At 55.4% G+C, this 16,419-nt stretch carries 14 protein-coding genes; 8 read left to right on the forward strand and 6 right to left on the reverse strand.

Features of this window, described 5'->3' with window-relative positions:
* The first annotated feature begins 358 nt into the window (after positions 1-358).
* The 3 genes from ACOMDU_RS10040 to ACOMDU_RS10050 are packed head-to-tail and all read left to right on the forward strand — an operon-like array spanning position 359 to position 2,726.
* Entirely contained in the window at positions 359-913 is a 555-nt protein-coding gene (locus ACOMDU_RS10040) for a hypothetical protein (RefSeq protein WP_421130183.1), read from the forward strand.
* Complete coding sequence (locus ACOMDU_RS10045; protein WP_421130184.1) at positions 900-1,043, forward strand: hypothetical protein; 144 nt, start codon at positions 900-902, stop codon at positions 1,041-1,043. Before ACOMDU_RS10040 ends, ACOMDU_RS10045 begins: the two co-directional genes overlap by 14 nt.
* A gap of 12 nt (positions 1,044-1,055) precedes the next feature.
* Positions 1,056-2,726: a recombinase family protein gene (locus ACOMDU_RS10050; protein WP_476718548.1), complete on the forward strand. Its 1,671-nt coding sequence runs from the start codon at positions 1,056-1,058 to the stop codon at positions 2,724-2,726.
* A gap of 293 nt (positions 2,727-3,019) precedes the next feature.
* On the opposite strand, the gene ACOMDU_RS10055 is transcribed toward ACOMDU_RS10050, so the two are convergent.
* Positions 3,020-4,663 carry an ATP-binding protein gene (locus ACOMDU_RS10055; RefSeq protein WP_421130186.1) on the reverse strand — a complete coding sequence of 548 codons (1,644 nt, stop codon included), beginning with the start codon at positions 4,661-4,663 and terminating at the stop codon, positions 3,020-3,022.
* Between the two features lie 438 nt (positions 4,664-5,101).
* Between ACOMDU_RS10055 and ACOMDU_RS10060 the strand changes: the two genes are divergently transcribed.
* Both ACOMDU_RS10060 and ACOMDU_RS10065 read left to right on the forward strand, forming a co-directional pair.
* Entirely contained in the window at positions 5,102-6,664 is a 1,563-nt protein-coding gene (locus tag ACOMDU_RS10060; protein WP_421130187.1) for a P-loop ATPase, Sll1717 family, read from the forward strand.
* Positions 6,665-7,194: 530 nt separating this feature from the next.
* Entirely contained in the window at positions 7,195-7,587 is a 393-nt protein-coding gene (locus ACOMDU_RS10065; RefSeq protein ID WP_421130188.1) for a hypothetical protein, read from the forward strand.
* Positions 7,588-7,651: 64 nt separating this feature from the next.
* On the opposite strand, the gene ACOMDU_RS10070 is transcribed toward ACOMDU_RS10065, so the two are convergent.
* Positions 7,652-8,254 carry a Type 1 glutamine amidotransferase-like domain-containing protein gene (locus ACOMDU_RS10070; RefSeq protein WP_007888235.1) on the reverse strand — a complete coding sequence of 201 codons (603 nt, stop codon included), beginning with the start codon at positions 8,252-8,254 and terminating at the stop codon, positions 7,652-7,654.
* Between the two features lie 98 nt (positions 8,255-8,352).
* On the opposite strand from ACOMDU_RS10070, the gene ACOMDU_RS10075 reads away from it, so the two are divergent.
* Genes ACOMDU_RS10075 through ACOMDU_RS10085 form a run of 3 tightly spaced genes read left to right on the forward strand, consistent with a single transcriptional unit; the run spans position 8,353 to position 11,305 of the window.
* A complete protein-coding gene (locus ACOMDU_RS10075) occupies positions 8,353-8,838 on the forward strand; it encodes a hypothetical protein (protein WP_421130189.1) in 486 nt (161 codons plus the stop codon).
* Positions 8,805-10,181, forward strand: a complete 1,377-nt coding sequence (locus tag ACOMDU_RS10080) for a radical SAM protein (RefSeq protein ID WP_421130358.1) — start codon at positions 8,805-8,807, stop codon at positions 10,179-10,181. The genes ACOMDU_RS10075 and ACOMDU_RS10080 overlap by 34 nt, the downstream gene beginning before the upstream one ends.
* Positions 10,175-11,305: a hypothetical protein gene (locus ACOMDU_RS10085; RefSeq protein WP_421130190.1), complete on the forward strand. Its 1,131-nt coding sequence runs from the start codon at positions 10,175-10,177 to the stop codon at positions 11,303-11,305. Before ACOMDU_RS10080 ends, ACOMDU_RS10085 begins: the two co-directional genes overlap by 7 nt.
* Before the next feature lie 38 nt (positions 11,306-11,343).
* Here the strand turns inward: ACOMDU_RS10085 and ACOMDU_RS10090 are convergent, their stop codons facing one another.
* From ACOMDU_RS10090 to mnmG, 4 genes are read right to left on the reverse strand one after another with little or no spacing between them, the layout of a single operon-like run.
* Positions 11,344-12,057 (reverse strand): hypothetical protein, encoded by a 714-nt coding sequence (locus ACOMDU_RS10090; RefSeq protein WP_421130191.1) that lies wholly within the window; start codon positions 12,055-12,057, stop codon positions 11,344-11,346.
* Positions 12,054-13,439 (reverse strand): MurT ligase domain-containing protein, encoded by a 1,386-nt coding sequence (locus tag ACOMDU_RS10095; RefSeq protein ID WP_421130192.1) that lies wholly within the window; start codon positions 13,437-13,439, stop codon positions 12,054-12,056. The genes ACOMDU_RS10090 and ACOMDU_RS10095 overlap by 4 nt, the downstream gene beginning before the upstream one ends.
* A 2-nt stretch (positions 13,440-13,441) precedes the next feature.
* Positions 13,442-14,068 (reverse strand): cyclase family protein, encoded by a 627-nt coding sequence (locus ACOMDU_RS10100; RefSeq protein WP_421130193.1) that lies wholly within the window; start codon positions 14,066-14,068, stop codon positions 13,442-13,444.
* Positions 14,065-15,954, reverse strand: a complete 1,890-nt coding sequence (mnmG, locus tag ACOMDU_RS10105) for a tRNA uridine-5-carboxymethylaminomethyl(34) synthesis enzyme MnmG (protein WP_421130194.1) — start codon at positions 15,952-15,954, stop codon at positions 14,065-14,067. Before mnmG ends, ACOMDU_RS10100 begins: the two co-directional genes overlap by 4 nt.
* Positions 15,955-16,419: the final 465 nt, after the last annotated feature.

Here is a 16,419-nt window from a genome sequence, read left to right on the forward strand (position 1 = left end):
AGAGGACAGCGATGCGGAGAACGCGCCATGACCACCTGCACGGGAGTCTCCCGTGTCAATGCAGGTCCCAGATCGGAAGGTGCCCAGCGATACCCGTTCATCCAAAAGCAGCCGCGGCAGGCTGTCTCGCCATGACCTCATCTGCCTACAATGGTACTTCTGCATAGCGACAGATACAAGCAATCGGTGCAGCTCGGAGAGATCCTCGGAGGGGTGCAATTCCCATGTGCGGCGCCCACCGCAGACCAGTTGACCGCCCATCAGTCCGGGAAGTAGTGTCGAATAGGACTGGACAAACGACAGAAACGGCGTGGGCCGTTCCGGGAAACCGGGGCGGCCCCGCCATGACCTTTGCCTGATGGCAGAAATGCGGGTGCTGCACTTTCCCTCCCCCTCACATATTTACTACCTACCCCCCCAATTACTCCTTTCCGCAGCACCCGTGTTTGTGCCATCAGGAATCAATGCAACTGCAAGAGGAGGGGTACTCATTAAAATTTCTGAAAGCTCTTATACCATTGGCGATGACGGACGCCTTGTGATCCCGGCGGATGACTTGACTGAAATGGGGTTGACTGCGGGGCAGGACGTGTTTGTGGCTTATATCACCGACGATGACCTCGCAAACCGATACCATGAGTTCACAGTTTCATCGGTATCTCTTTCTGAATTGGATACCACCCAGCAGATCGCCATACCGCAGCAACTATTGGGGCAAGCAGGCATCGACTCGAACGCGGAGGTGCAGATCGCCTGCATTGACGGAGCTATCATCATTACGGGGGATACACCCCTGACCGAAGATGAATTGAGCGAGGTCGTTGGCCGTCTGCGGGCGGTCAATGACCTCGCCGAACATTTCGCAAATGAATCGGATACTGAAGAAAGGGGGACAAGCTATGGCAGCTTCTAAAAACATGATAGCGCTGGAGATAAATGGACTCCATGTGCATCTTACCTTTACACCATTTCCTGCGGATGATACCGTGGCCGCCGTCCGAGCAATTTTGAAGAACAGCTACGTTCGGACGCTCCAGACGTAAGGAGGCGTGACCTTGGCTAAAAGAGTTTGCTGCCTGTATCGCGTTTCCACGCTGAAGCAGGTCGAAAAGGATGACATCCCCATGCAAAAGCAGCGATGCCATGAGTTCGCCGCACAAATGGGTTGGGACATTGTTCGAGAGTTTTCCGAGAAAGGCGTGTCCGGCTTCAAGGTCTCCGCCAAGCAGCGCGACGCCATACAGGAAATCCAGCGCGAGGCGGCACTGAACACCTTTGACATCCTTCTTGTTTTCATGTTTGACCGCCTTGGCCGGCGCGATGACGAAACACCCTTCATTGTGGAATGGTTCGTCAACAACGGCATCGAGGTTTGGAGCGCCGAGGAAGGCCAGCAGCGGTTTGATAACCATGTGGACAAGCTGCTGAACTACATCCGTTACTGGCAGGCGTCCGGCGAAAGCATCAAGACCTCCATTCGTACCAAGACCCGTTTGGGGCAGATCGTTATGGAGGGCAGATTTCGTGGCGGTTACGCGCCCTATGGCTATCAGTTGGTAAAGAAGGGGCGCATAGGCAAGAAGAACCGTGAGCTGTTTGATATTGAGGTCAACCCCATGGAAGCCGCGGCTGTGCGCCGCATTTTCGATTTGGCCGACCAGTACGGCTACGGTGGCCGAAAAACCTCCACTACGCTCAAAGAGGAGGGCTTTCTCAACCTCCGCACGGGTGAGCCATTCCATTACTCCACCATCCAGAACATTCTCATCAATATTGCTTACACCGGTGTACTCCGAAGCGGTGAGAGTATCTCTGAGATATTTCCGGACTTGCAGATTATCACGCCGGAGCAATTCCAGCGTGTGCAGAAGGGCCGGAAGCAGCGGTCTGCGGACTACCTTGCAAAATGCGCTGCGGCCTATGGAACGGAAACCATCACGCTGAAGGATGGCAGCGAAGCAGAGGTTTCCCGCCCGTTTCGCAGTTATCCCCGAAAAAATACCGGCAGTGCTCTGCTGTCCGGCAATGTGTATTGCGGTCACTGTGGTGGCCGCATTTTTGCGTCAACAGCGCGAAAAACCCATCACCCCACCGATGGCAGTAATGGGCGTGTGGCCATCTACAAGTGTTATAACCGTACCCAGCACAAAGGAAACTGCGATGGCCCTACTACCTACCGTGCCGAAAAGGTGGATGCCGTGGTCAGCAAGATTATCCGGGATATTTTTCAGAAGGCCGGCACTGTCAGCGAGTACGACATCGTTCATAATCAGATCGGCGCAACGGCATCTGATCTGCAGCAGCAGATTCGGCAAGCCAAGCTGGAGCTTTCCAAGAAGCACATCGAGCAGGGCCGCTGGGAAGGCCTGATGCTGGACTCGCTGGATGGCAAGTGCCCGTTCACCCCCGAGCAGGTCAAAAGCCGACTGGACTCCGTAAAGGAGGCCATGACATCGCTATCCGCCAATATTGAATCGTTGGAAGCCCGATTGGCCGACAGCGACAGGCTCACCCAGGAGCTGAAGGATCAGCACCAGCAGCTTCTGTCCTGGGCTGAGATGTTCGATACCGCCTCCCCCCGCAGAGCGCAAGCTCATCGCCTCCCATCTCATCAAAGCCGTGACCCTGACCCGCGGCTACGGCATTCAGATCGACTTCAACATCTCCGAGGCGCAGTATTTGAATGGGATGGAGCTGTAAGAGATAAAATGGCGAGGCAATTTTAATGCTAAATTTCGCAAGGAAAGGCAGATGCAATAGCAGATTTTATAACATTTCCTATAAGAGCATGTTTTTAATGGCACAACGCATGGGGTTCACAAGTCACAATCCGGCTTTGCCATAATGGAGACGCCGGATTGTTCCCTCGACACAAAAAATCATGTCAGCATTATTTGTTAAACACCCACACCCCAAACTGTCCGAATAACGAATAGGATGGCGCGAGGAATACCAAGCAAAAGGCTGGCAGGAAAAACACACGCGTGTGTTAAAAACGCACGCGTGTGTTTTTCTGCCGCTATTTCATGTGATACCTAGCTCCTGCGCCTTTTCCTTCCAGCGACAGTCTTCCTGCGTCTTTAAGCTTTTGCAGAATCCTATATGCTTGGGGAGGTGTCACATGCAGAAGTTCAACCACATCTGCACGAGTAACTTCCTCCTTAGCTTGAGCCAGCTGCATCACCAATTCCTGATGCCGGAGCGCATCTATATCTCGATTTCGCACATATCCAACGGTACTGTTTGTTTCTTTGGAGTACCTCGAGCTCATAATATAGTATCGTCCGCGGCCATTGCCCAAGCGCTCTACTAATCCTGACTCCACAAGGTTTTCAAGAACGACACGCACCCGGCTCTCATCGGTGTGGGTTCTTTCTGACACATCCTGTACCGAGGCACGATGCAATTGTTTTATCGCATCCAGTACAAGCAGTAGATGGATCGGCAGCGACCGTCCCAAGCGTTGCTGTTCTTCGGAAACCATACAAATGAATGCTTTATCGGTCGGCCCCTTTGGGATGAACAGTTTCACATTAGATTGTGTGGAATTCGAGTAGTCCGGAAGCAATCGACCATACAACAAGGAACCTTCAAAAATGCGGTCAATTCCTCTTCCTGTACGTTCGGCCAGGCCGATATGCTTCATTGCATCAGCCAAAGCCGGATTTCTTCCATGAGGGTCCGCATCCAGTAAATTATCGACTCGGATGCCTTCAATAAATCCCCCAGGGTTACTGATGGTCATCCCTTCATCATTTATTTGAACTAGAACGCGACCAAGAACAGAATAGTCTCTGTGACAGAATGCGTTAACTAGCGCTTCACGGAAGGCTCTAGGATCGTAGTCAGGAATCGTGATGCGGAACAGTCCCTGTTCCATTTCCTCGCTGTGATTCCATGCAGAAAAAGCATCCGATATCTTTTCAAAAGCCGCAAGAATGGGAAGATAGAAGGACTCGTTCGCTTTAATATCTGTGCCCACAAGAACTTGTATGGATGCTTCTGCTGTTGGCATATGGCGTTTTAGTGCTTCTTTTCTGCCAATTAGTAACATACCACAAAATGTGGGAACAATCGCCCCGTCTTGAATTGTAACCAACTGCAATGCCTTGTCCAACTCCTCATCATTCAGTTCCAGCAGCGCTACTTCTCCGCGATAGGAACGAATGATATTCCGCAACCGTTCACGTTCCACAGGATCAAGGTCCTGATAGGTAGCATCAGGAACAGGCTGTGCGGAATAATCAAGCAAACTCAAAGATGAAAGCCGGGCAGTTATTTCGTACGGATACATGGGTACATTTTCGGGTTCGCCGTTCGGCTTAAGCCTGCGGCGTTGAATCTTACCATCAGAGGTAGCTACCACACTGGGTCGCTTGGGAACAGAAATCCTCAACACTGGGAGATCGAATTCTAAAATTTCCGATCGAACAGAAACTGGAGGAACTGTTCGGTTGGCGATAAACGCCGCAAGCTGCGTGATGTCCTTATGCCTGTTGTGCAATCCGGTAATTTGTCCATCGTTTTCAACGCCTAAATACAAATCGCCGCCATCGGTGTTGGCAAAGGCAACAACCGCATCAATGATGTCACTATCCGGCAAACAAGTTCTGTCACTTTTAAACTCATTCACGAGGTTTTCTTTAAAACCAATATTGGACACAAACTCACCTCCAATGCAGCCATTATAACACGTGCGTGTGTTTAACGCAACAAAAACGCACGAATCCCTCTGTAACATCGAATCATTGGAAGCTCGGTTGGCTGACAGCGACAGGCTTATACAGGAACTGAAGGATCAGCACCAGCAGCTCCTGTCTTGGGCCGAGATGTTCGATACCGCATCTCCGCAGAGCGTAAGCTCATAGCCTCCCATCTCATCAAGACCGTTACACTGACTCGCGGCTACGGCATCTAAATCGACTTCAACATCCCCGAGACACAGGATCTGAATGGGATGGAACTATAGATAAGTTTACATCTGTGCTAGTAAGTATTTTATACAAGTGTTTCTCATAACAAAAACGCAAAAAGAATTTGCAAAATGCGACCATATACTGTATAATATTACCCGTATTTCAAATTGAAAGGGGCAATAATAATGAGCCAGTATTGTACATTAAGCCGGGTACAGTTTGGAAAACTCGATGCGAATTCTGAATATCTTTTGCTTGGCAAAGACGCTTACAAAGCCTTTTTTTATGCTTGCCCTGGGTTTAATATTGACGGGTTTCTCAACGGTGATTGCTACTATATTCACGGCGAAAAGGGGAGCGGGAAAACAGCCCTTTTGAAGTATATCGAAATAATCGCAGAAGAAAATCAACATCGCGTTGATTATATCAGATTCAAAAAGGATATAGATGAAGATGAGCGTAATGCAATAAAACGGGCTGGCATTCCAGCGGAGCCATTTGAAACTATAGTGGAAAGCGAGATTCCGTCTGACTTTACAATCAATTGTGTAGCCGCTTGGCAGGTATTTATGATTCGTAGTGTGTTGGATTTGCTACGTGAAGATACCGCAATTTTTGAAAATACACCCACACTTAAAAAGTTGCGGCTACTTTTGGACACGGCATACGGTGTACAAAGGTCTACCATAAAGAGAATAGTCCCTGCGATGAAACGAGGTAATATTAAACTTGATGTAGGTGTTGCCGAGTTAAATGCAGAGTTCGAATGGAGCGGAAAAGATGGGGATATGGTGTCTTTCCGCGCATTTGCAAAAAAAGTACAAGAACTATTTGAGGGACTAAAGGTTGTACAGGGGTGTTCAAAAAAGTGTTACATCCTTTTTGATGAGTTGGAACTGATTTATTTAAAAAAGAAAACGTACGAACGCGATGTCGCGCTAATCAGAGATTTGATTCAAGCTATTGCCTATTTGAATGAGTCCACCCGTACTCTTGGCTTTCCGATACATATTATTGCATGCATTCGGAATGAAGTTTATAGAAGTGCCGCAGCAAATGGATTTGAATTGAACAAGTTAATGCAGGATTTTGGCGTGGAAATTTCTTGGCATCAAAATGGGGGAAATATTCAAGATCATCCACTGATCCAAATGCTAGAAAATCGCTTGGTATCTAGCCAATCTCAAGATATTCAAGACGATGTACAACAAACCGGCTCAATTTTGCGAGCCTATTTCCCTGATAATGTTGATATTGACTATCCTAGGCAGACGGCATTAAACTATATCATAGATCAAACCTGGGGGAAACCCCGTGATATTGTGCGCCTATTTAATTTGATTAAAAGTAGATACGGGGAACGGACACAAATCAAAAAAGCATTATTTGAAAGTGTGAGAAAACAATACTCAACTGAATCTTGGGAAGAATTTAGCAATGAATTGACGGCAAAGTATTCGCAGACAGAAGTCGAGGCAATTAGGCAAGTACTGGTCGGGAGTTCTGCTGAATTCTCGTTGATTCAGTTTTGCGAGAGAATAGAAGAAAAGGCCAAGTTTTTCCCTGAAGTCAAGGCCCTATCGGAAAAACATGTTCCGGCAACTATATTGCAAGATTTATACCGAATAGGGGTGATTGGCACAAATTCAAAATGGAAGCGTTTTTACTTTAAAGGCGATCCAGACTTTGATCCTACGGCAGAATGCGTAATTCATTATCCCCTCCGCCGGTTTTTCTCTGTTAACTAAAGATTACCGTAGAAATATCGGTTACTAAAAAATACAAATAATGTGCGGTTGTCCATTGCATCTATGACGAGTCAAGATAATTGACACTTGTATTTTCTTGAATAAAGTAAGCGGTATGTGTCGAAATTAGAATGCAACATTTTCTGGCTAAACTGACACTGAATTTAATAAAATTGCGCAAAAATTCAACGAATCAAATGCGCGTGGATGCAATATGTCAGCCTTGGGAGAGCGTTCGGTTCGCATCCGAGAGGTCGAGGGTTCGAATCCCTTCAGGTCCACCAAAATGAAAACCGTCCGAAAGGGCGGTTTTCATTTTGCCGTGGGCCTGCGGGAGTCGAAGTTTATCCCCCCTTGCGGGGGAAATCCCTTCAGGTCCACCAAATAGGTATTGGACGAACACTTATTTCTTCAGCGGCGGCTTCGCCGTGAAGTGTTCGCTCTGATCCAAAACAGAAAAGCGCCGTCTTGGGAGAAATCCCAAGGCGGCGCTTTTTCTATTTTTCTTGGTTTGGTATATTTCCTGTCTTATGCGATATACTAATTGCCCCGCCGTGGAGGACTACAACGATTTTGCGAAGGCCGTAGAAGGTATCTGGCAGCAGGACGGTGCGCTCCTGACCTACGCCGCCGTGCTGGAGGCGGAGCGGCCGGATACGCTGCGCGGAGCCTGTGAACTCCTGCGAAATCTGGACAACTACCAGCGCATCGTGGAAGGAGCCTACGGTTACGGTCAGCAGCGATTGCAGGAGACGCTGGGGCTGGATGATGAAGCCATCTACGAGATGGAGGGCTACATGGATTTTGAGAAATACGGTCAGGATTGCATGGAAAACGACTGTGTGACAAAAACAGAGTTCGGCCTGCTGCGTCGCTTGGACCCGCCCTTCCCGGAGCAGACGCAGGGGCAGAGGATGATGTAAGCAAAAGCGGCTCAATCCATTTGGAACGAGCCGCTTAATAAGCAGATAAACTGGAATTTTCAAATTAGTCTTTGCAAATAACCTTTGAATCTTCACCATCAATTACAATTCCCTGACGGTTGTTAATTGGGCATAGATTCAAATCCGAAAACTCAGTCATTATTTTCTCGGTAACTTTCTTAAATGGTGCTGTAAGATAATGCGGAAGAACATAGAAATCAATCAAATCAATCCCTGCATCATCTTCTTGTGAGTAGTCCTCCGGCTTTTCATCCATTTGCTCGATATATTGGATGCTTGGAGCGCATATAATTGCGCCTGCCGACTCGCCGATCATCAATTTTCCATTTGCCAATTCCTTTTTCAGCAGTCCATCAGTTCCCGTTTTACGGAGCTGGTCCATAAGAAAGAAAGAATTTCCGCCGGTAAAATATATCACATCTGCTTCTTCAAAAACAGACTGTATCGTTGAATAAGCCTCCGTTGAAATATCAATTTCAGTTACGATCGCTCCCAACTTTTTGAATAATTTTCGAGCCGAGCCGACATAACCGGTGTAGCCTTCACGCAGTGAAGCTGTTGGAATAAATGCGACTTTCTTATTTTCAATTTCTTCCTTTATCAGACTTCCTACACTTGAAAAGTGCGAACATAAAAATAATTTCATCAATATTCTCCTTTATAAATTCCGATTTGTCAGCCACATCATAGCATATCCCCCAGTAATGTGTAAAGCCAAATTCCACACCGAAAGGAGTCTTAACCTTGAAAGATGCAACACAACTTCATATCCGACCTGCCCGCCCGGAGGAGGCGGGCTTATTTTATACCCCGCACCCCGAAGAAGATAAACGGCTGGGTACCGTTGGCCATGTCCGGATGGACTTCGGGCGCAGCGGAAACGAGTTCTGGCATACCTGGTGGCCCCGCGGCCCGGAGGAGCTGAACAGCCCCGCGTTCAAGGCAGAGCTGCAGGAGGTCGTGGACACGCTGCGGGAGAGTGTGCTGAAAAACCGCTTCGCCATGGAGCGTTTCTGCTATGAACACGGCGGGAAAATCAGCGGCGGCTGGACACAGAACTACGGCTACATCGTGGAAACCGAGCATTACCGCTACTGCCTCACTGTGCGTCCTGTTGCGCTTTGCCCCGCGCTGTGGTATACTGCACATATCTATCCCCACATCGCCTTCATAAAGGAGGACTGCCTGTGTCTACAATGTTGGAGCGCCGCTACCGGCGGCAGCACCTGAACTGTGTGCGGCACATCACCCTGGACCCCAAGGGCCGGGGCGTGGTGCGTATCCACATGATCCCACCCCGTGAGGACGCGGAGAACGCGCCCTTTCTGCTGCTGCTCAACGGCAGCAAGCTGGTGCCCCTGAACCTGAGCTGGGCCATCCTGCTCTCCTGCTTCATGGACCGGCTGGAGCCCTTCGCCGGGCTGGAGATCACCGAGAGCGACTGGAACGCCATGGCCGCCGGTGCGGTGGCCCGGACCCATAAGGTCTACCCCTTCACGCCCAAGGAGCGTCTGGCGGAGGACCTGCAAATCATGATAGAGTCCCTGGTGGCCATCGCCCGGGGGCAGGAGCCGGAGGCGGAGGTCGCGCCGCTGACGCTGGGCGAGTACGCCCCCGAGATGACCGCGCCCCACCGTATGGACCTGATGGTCAGCGCCATGACCCGTGACGGCGCGTGGCACTGCAACCAGAAATGTCTGCACTGCTATGCGGCGGGACAGCCCCTGTCCGATATGCCGGAGCTGACCACCGCCCAGTGGAAAGAGATTTTGACGAAACTGCGCGCGGCCAATATCCCCCAGGTGACGTTCACCGGCGGCGAGCCCACCCTGCGCGCCGATCTGGTGGAGCTGGTGGACGCCGCCCAGTGGTTCGTCACCCGGCTGAACACCAACGGCCGCCTGCTGACGCCCATGCTGTGCCAAAAGCTGTATGACGCCAGCCTGGACAGTGTGCAGGTGACGCTCTACAGCCATGATAAGGACATTCACAACGCCCTGGTGGGTGCCGACGGCTTTGATGACACCGTGGCGGGCATCCGTGCCGCTGTGGCGGCGGGGCTGTCCGTGTCCGTGAACACGCCCCTGTGCAGCCTGAATACCGCCTATGACGAGACGCTGCGCTTCGTCCACGGTCTGGGCGTCCGCTATGTGACCTGCTCCGGGCTGATCCCCTCCGGCGGCGCGGTGGGCGATGAGAGCCGGGCCACGGCGCTGACCGAGCAGCAGCTCACCGACGTACTGACAAAGGCCGTGGCGGTGACGGAGGAGCTGGAAATGGAACTGGACTTCACCAGCCCCGGCTGGCTGAAGGAGGAGACGCTGCGCGCCCTGGGCCTGACCCTGGTGCCCAGCTGCGGCGCCTGCCTCAGCAACATGGCCATCGCCCCGGACGGCGGCGTGATCCCCTGCCAGAGCTGGCTCAGCAGCCAACCCTTGGGTAATATCCTCGCCGACGACTGGGACAAGATCTGGCAGAGTGAGCGCTGCGCGGCCATCCGGGCCAAGAGCGCCAAAATGGAGCAGCTGTGCCAACTGCGTGAAAGCAACCGGGAGGAGGGCACCCTATGCTGAAGAAACTGCACGTTCTGCTGCTTGTCTTACTGGCGGCGGTTTGCTTTACCGCCACCGCATGGGCAGATTACGACTACATCGAGCAGTACGGCGTTATGGTGACGCCCAACACGGCGGACGGGAGCTTGCTCATCACCGTGAAGCTGGAGTGGACGCCGCTGGAGGAGCTGCCCTACGGGCAGGAGCTGAAAATAGGCGTGCCCAACGGCTCCATCCGGGACGTGGCGGCACTGACGGACAACATCGAGCGGCTGGACTTCGACAACAGCTATATGTATGTCTATCTTGACCGCGCCTACGAGGCGAACGAGACGTTTTCCTTCGCCTACTCGTGGGTGCAGGAGTATATGTATCAGCTCAGCACCAACGGCGTTATCGAGGACTATGACAATGTTCACTACGACTATGTGAACTACGACTACACCGCCGGGTGGTTCGACGAGGCGAGGATCGGGCAGATGGTGCTGGTGTGGAACGACCCGGCCGGGCTTACCGGCCAGCTGGAGAGCACCGGCACCGCGTCGGCGGAGTTCGTCCGGAGCGAGGACAAGCTGATCTGCACCGCCTCCGATCTGGACTACGGCTACAAAATGAACGTACAGGTGCGCTACACCGACTGGCCCACCCAGCTGGCGGAGGAATACAGCGCCGACAATCTCCCCTCCGACTACGACCCCTATGTGTATGTGCCGTGCGAGCATTTTGAGGACGACACCGGTGCGGAGATCGTGGGCATGGTCATCATGGTATTCGTGGTGATATTCCTGATCGTGCTGATCTCCGCCGCCCGCCGGGGCGACGGCTACGCCGGCGGCTTCGGCACCCGGTACGTGTTCGTCAACCACCTGTGGTACCCCGCCGGGCCGGACGGCAGGCCCCGTCCCGGCAGCGTGGGCACCAAAACAAAGCCCAGACCGCCCAGAAGAGGTGGCGGCGGCTTCGGCGGCGGAAGCCGTGGCGGCGGCTTTGGCGGCGGCGGTTTCGGCGGCGGCAGCCACTGTGCCTGTGCCAGCAGCTGCGCCTGTGCGTGCGCCTGTGCCTGTGCCGGCGGCGGCCGCGCCGGCTGCTCGGCCAAGAACCTCTACGGCGTGGGCCTGGACGAGACACTGTCCGAAAAGCTCTGATACAAAAAACATCCCCCAACCGGGGGATGTTTTTTTGCTTACGAGTATTGGAAACCTCTGCCCGGCTCCTTGAACTCCGCCACACGCTTGTTGAAGCTGGCGAAGGCCGCGTCCTCGAAGGCCAGCGTGTCCTCGGCGCCCATCTGCCGCAGCAGCCACTTGCACAGCGGAGGATTTAGGATCAGCAGCGGACCGATCAGCGCCGTAGCGTACAGCCCGCCCCGGCGGAAGCCCTCCGGCTTCGACTCCGGCGTGCGGCCCACGCCCCGCACGGTGTCAAACCAGCCCTCCGCCTCCGCTGCGTCGTAGTGGAAGCCGAACAGGCTCTTGAAGCCGACGACCTCCATACCGTCAAAGGTGCCCAGGAAGAAGCTGTTGTGCCGCTTCATCATGGTGTACCGCACCCGCCCGGGCAGAATGCCCAGCCCCTGTATGGTGTCGGCGCTGTCGCTTTCTATGGCGGCGGAAAACACGTCCGGCGCGTTGCCGGTCAGCAGGATCAGCTGTCCCGCGTCCGCCCTTGCGGCGATGTCCGCGGCATAGGGCCGCAGGGCGTCCGCCGCCAGACGCAGCCCCTGCTCCGTGGTACTGCCCATATAGACCAGCGCCACATCCTCCGTGAGGAACCGGGGTTTGCTATGCAGGTCCGTCTCTATGATCTCCAGCGCCGGGCAGCAGCGCTTCAGATAGTAGATGTTCTGCAGATCGCCGTACAGGTTGCAGACCTCCGGAAACAGAATTTCCGCCTTCATTGCGCGCCCTCCTTTGCCAGCAGCTTTTCCTTCAGCTTTTCCCTGACCCGGAAGGCCAGGGGCGTGCCGTCCACGCCGTAGAGCAGATACACGTCGTCGCCGGGGGTCAGCGGCAACAGCTCCAGGGCGGCGAACTCGTCCTCGGCCAGCCGTATCTTCTGCCGGGGGATGCCCGCCAGCAGCAGCCGCAGCTGGTAGTCATAGGCCCGCGGCCCGGCGCAGACCAGGCACGTCACATCATCGCTGTTCAGGAATTCAAAATCCGTGTCGTACATCCAGCTGGGGTTTTCCGACCAGCTTTTGGCCACGCCCAGGCAGTTCATCATCAGCAGCAGCTCCTTCTTCCCCGGCTTGGACCGGATATAGTCGAAGTTGCGGGAGCAGGCCAGAGCGTTCTTGTCCTTGGACATCTGCATAATGACCTTCACGCCGCCGATCTCCTCCTCGGACAGCCGGCTGGCGGGGATCTTCACCTCCGCCATGCGGCGGGCGATGGTGCCGTGGTCATAGCCCAGCCGCCGCAGGGCGGCGATAACCGTCACCGTGTTGTAGATGTTGTGCAGGCTGTCGGTGATGAGGGTGTACGGGTATTCCTGCCCCGCCTCCCGTATGCACATGGTGTGGGCGGCGGTGTCCACCTTTGTGGCCAGATAGTCGCAGTCGGGGGAGTGGAAGCCGCAGCTCTCGCACACGGCCCGGCCGATGTGGTGGTAGCGGCGGTATTCATACCGCAGCTTCCCGGCGCATCGGGGGCAGATACGCATATCGTTCAGCAGGTTCTCGCATTCCGTCACGTCGGTGGGCAGCCGGTCGATGCCGAAATACACCCGCTGGTTCTCCGGCGCCACAGTGCAGGAGATCAGGTCGTCGGCGTTGAGGATCAGCTTGCTTTCCTTAGGCAGGGACCGGGTCAGAATGTCCGCGATGTAGCCCGGATGGGCGTTCCGCATGATGGAGTCCCGGAACAGGTTGGTGATGACGATGTGCTCCGGCTTCACATAGGGATAGATCCTGGGCGCGGAGCGCTCGTCGATCTCCAGGATCGCCAGGTCGTACTCCGGCTTGACCCGGCCCAGCAGGCCACAGCCCTTCAGCAGCGCCGTGCTGACGCCGGAGATGATGTTGCTGCCCGCCCGGTTGCTGAGTACGGTCTTGCCCTCGGCGGTGAGCACGTCGTTCAGCATATTGGCCACGGTGGTCTTGCCGTTGGTGCCGGTGACGGCTATGATGTGCTCCGGCTTGCCGATATACTTCAAAAAGTCCGGACACAGCTTCACCGCCAGACTGCCGGGAAAGTCCGTGCCGTTGTGGCGGGTGATCTTCAGCGCCGGGATGGACAGCTTTGCCATCCACAGCGCAAACAGGAACCGCAGTTTACCCATTGTCATTCCTCCAGAGCGATGGCGCGGCAGGAGCAGCCATCGGCATTCTCAAATTTCAGGGGCAGCGTAACGAACGTGAAGCGTCGGCCCAGCAGCTTGTCCAGCCCCTTGAGGTTCTCGGTGTTCACAAAGTCCGCGCCCAGCAGTGTCATGTGGTTGGGAAAATCCACGCTGTCGCAGGGGTCCAGCGAGATGGTGTCCTCGCCCACGCCCTTCAGCGGCAGGCCGGCCAGATATGCCGCCGCCTCCGTCGTCAGGCAAGGGAAGTCCTCGTAGTAGTCCGGTGTGCCCCACTTTTTGTCCCAGCCGGTGCAGAACAGCACGAAGTCCGCGCCGTTCAGGTCATAGCTCTGCAGCAGCGGCAGGGTAATGGCGCGCTGCCCCCGGCAGTCCACCACCACGGCGGGACCGGCGAACTTCGCCGCGTCATAGCGGTCCAGCGCCGTACCGTCACGGAGCATATGGGCCGGGGCGTCCATGTGGGTGCCAGTATGGGAGAACATATGCAGCAGCGTCTCCCGGTAGCCGCACTGGTCGATCGTGCAGGCGGTGGTCAGCCGGGGCTGCTCCGTGCCGGGATACACCGGCATATCGTTCCGTATGGTGTGGGTCAGCTCATGTGCCGTCATGCGTCCGCCTCCTTGTCGTGTGTCTGCAGCCAGATCAGCAGCGCTGCCACGTCTGCCGGTGACACGCCGGACACCCGCCCGGCCTGCCCCACGTTCAGGGGGCGCAGCGCGCTGAGCTTCTCCCGCGCCTCCAGCCGCAGACCCTGGATGTGGTCGTAGTCCATATCCGGCGGCAGCTTCCGGCGCTCCAGCTTCTCAAATTCCGCCACCTGCCGTTGCTGGCGCTGGATATAGCCCTCGTACTTCACGGTGATCTCCACCTGCTCCCGCACCTCCGCGGGCAGGTCGGGTCGATTTGCGTCGAATTCTGTCAGGTCCGCATAGGTCAACTGGGGCCGCCGCAGCAGATCGATCAGGCGGCAGCCGCTGTCCACGGCGGCGGTGCCCCGTTCTGTTAGCAGGGCGTTCAGCTCCGGCGTGCCGGGTATGCCCGTGCGCTCCAGCCGCCGTATCTCCTTTGCCACGGCTTCGTACTTGGCCTCCACCGCCGCCAGCCGTTCATCGCTGACCAGCCCCAGCTCGTGCCCGATAGGGCACAGCCGCGCATCGGCGTTGTCCTGCCGCAGCAGCAGCCGGTATTCCGACCGGCTGGTCATCATGCGGTACGGCTCCTCGGTGCCCTTGGTCACCAGGTCGTCGATCAGTGTGCCGATATAGCTCTCGCTCCGCTTGAGCACCAGCGGCTCCCGGCCCTGCAGCTTCAGCGCCGCGTTCACGCCGGCCACAAAGCCCTGCACCGCCGCCTCCTCATAGCCGGAGGAGCCGTTGAACTGCCCTGCACCGTACAGGCCGGGCACTGCCTTTACCTCCAGTGTGGGCAGCAGCGCCAGCGGGTCGATGCAGTCGTACTCAATGGCGTAGGCCGGCCGCATCATCACTGCGTGCTCCAGCCCCGGCACCGTGTGCAGCATCTCCAGCTGCACCTCCTCCGGCATGGAGGACGAGAAGCCCTGTACATACAGCTCCTCGGTGTCCAGCCCCATAGGCTCGATAAACAGCTGGTGCCGGAGCTTGTCCGCAAAGCGCACCACCTTCGTCTCGATGGACGGGCAGTACCGGGGGCCGATGCCTTCGATGACCCCGGAATAGATGGGGCTGCGGTCCAGATTTTCCCGTATGATCCGGTGTGTCTCCTCGTTGGTGTAGGTCAGATAGCACACCGCCCGGTTTTCCGGCACGTCCTTTGTCTCAAAGCTGAAGGGCAGCGGATCCGGGTCGCCCTCCTGTATCTCCATTTTGCTGAAGTCCACGCTGCCCCGGTGTATCCGCGGCGGCGTGCCGGTCTTGAACCGCCGCAGGGGCAGTCCCAGTGCCCGCAGGCTGTCCGTCAGGGCGTTGGCTGGGTGCAGGCCGTCCGGCCCGGAGGACTCAATGCACTCGCCCACGATGGTCTGCCCGGTCAGGTAGGTGCCCGTGCACAGAATGACCGCCCGGGCGCCCAGCACCGCGCCGGTGCGGAGCACCACGGCGGCGGCATGGCCGTTCCCGTCGCAGCGTATCTCCGTTACCTCCGCCTGCCGCAGCGTCAGCCCCGGCTGCAATTCCAGCGTGTGCTTCATCACCTGCTGGTATTTCCGCCGGTCCGCCTGGGCCCGCAGGGACCACACGGCGGGGCCCTTGCCCCGGTTCAGCATCCGGTACTGGATGCAGGCCCTGTCCGCCGCCCGGGCCATCTCGCCCCCCAGTGCGTCCAGCTCCCGGACCAGGTGACCCTTGCCGGTGCCGCCGATGGCCGGGTTGCAGGGCATATTCCCCACCGCGTCAAGGCTCACCGTCAGGCAGACGGTCTTCATGCCCATCCGGGCCGCCGCCAGGGCGGCCTCGATGCCCGCGTGCCCCGCGCCGATGACGGCCACATCATAGTCGCCGCCGTGAAACTCTCTCATCAGGTGCTCACCTCACCACATAAGACTGCTTGAACACTTTATTATACTATACAGCACACAACAGCGCAAGAGTGTTACACAGAAATAACCCATAGGTATTGTGCAATGTGCAATAAAAGTTTACAAAAGCTTTATACATAATATCCAATTTTGCGCTTGTTATCCGGGCTGCCGCGGCATATAATAACACTGTAAAACGGAAGAAAGGAGCGTGATATCACCATGACGACAACTTGGATCTGGGGTGACCTGGATGACATGATCTTTGCCGACAGCGACTGGGAAGTGAGCCAGCGGTAAGGCATACCGATGAGGAAACCACGCGAAAGCGTGGTGATTTGCTTTTTTATGGGTGTTTTTCGACAGAAAACGCCTCCTGCACATAGATCGCAAAGCCTGATCCCCGCGCAGCAAAGATGAAAAGAGACGGCCAACGCCGTCTCTTATTTGTTATTTTCGGTTGCT

This window comes from Vescimonas sanitatis (assembly GCF_049060325.1).
In the GTDB taxonomy this organism is placed as follows: Bacteria; Bacillota; Clostridia; order Oscillospirales; family Oscillospiraceae; genus Vescimonas; species Vescimonas sanitatis.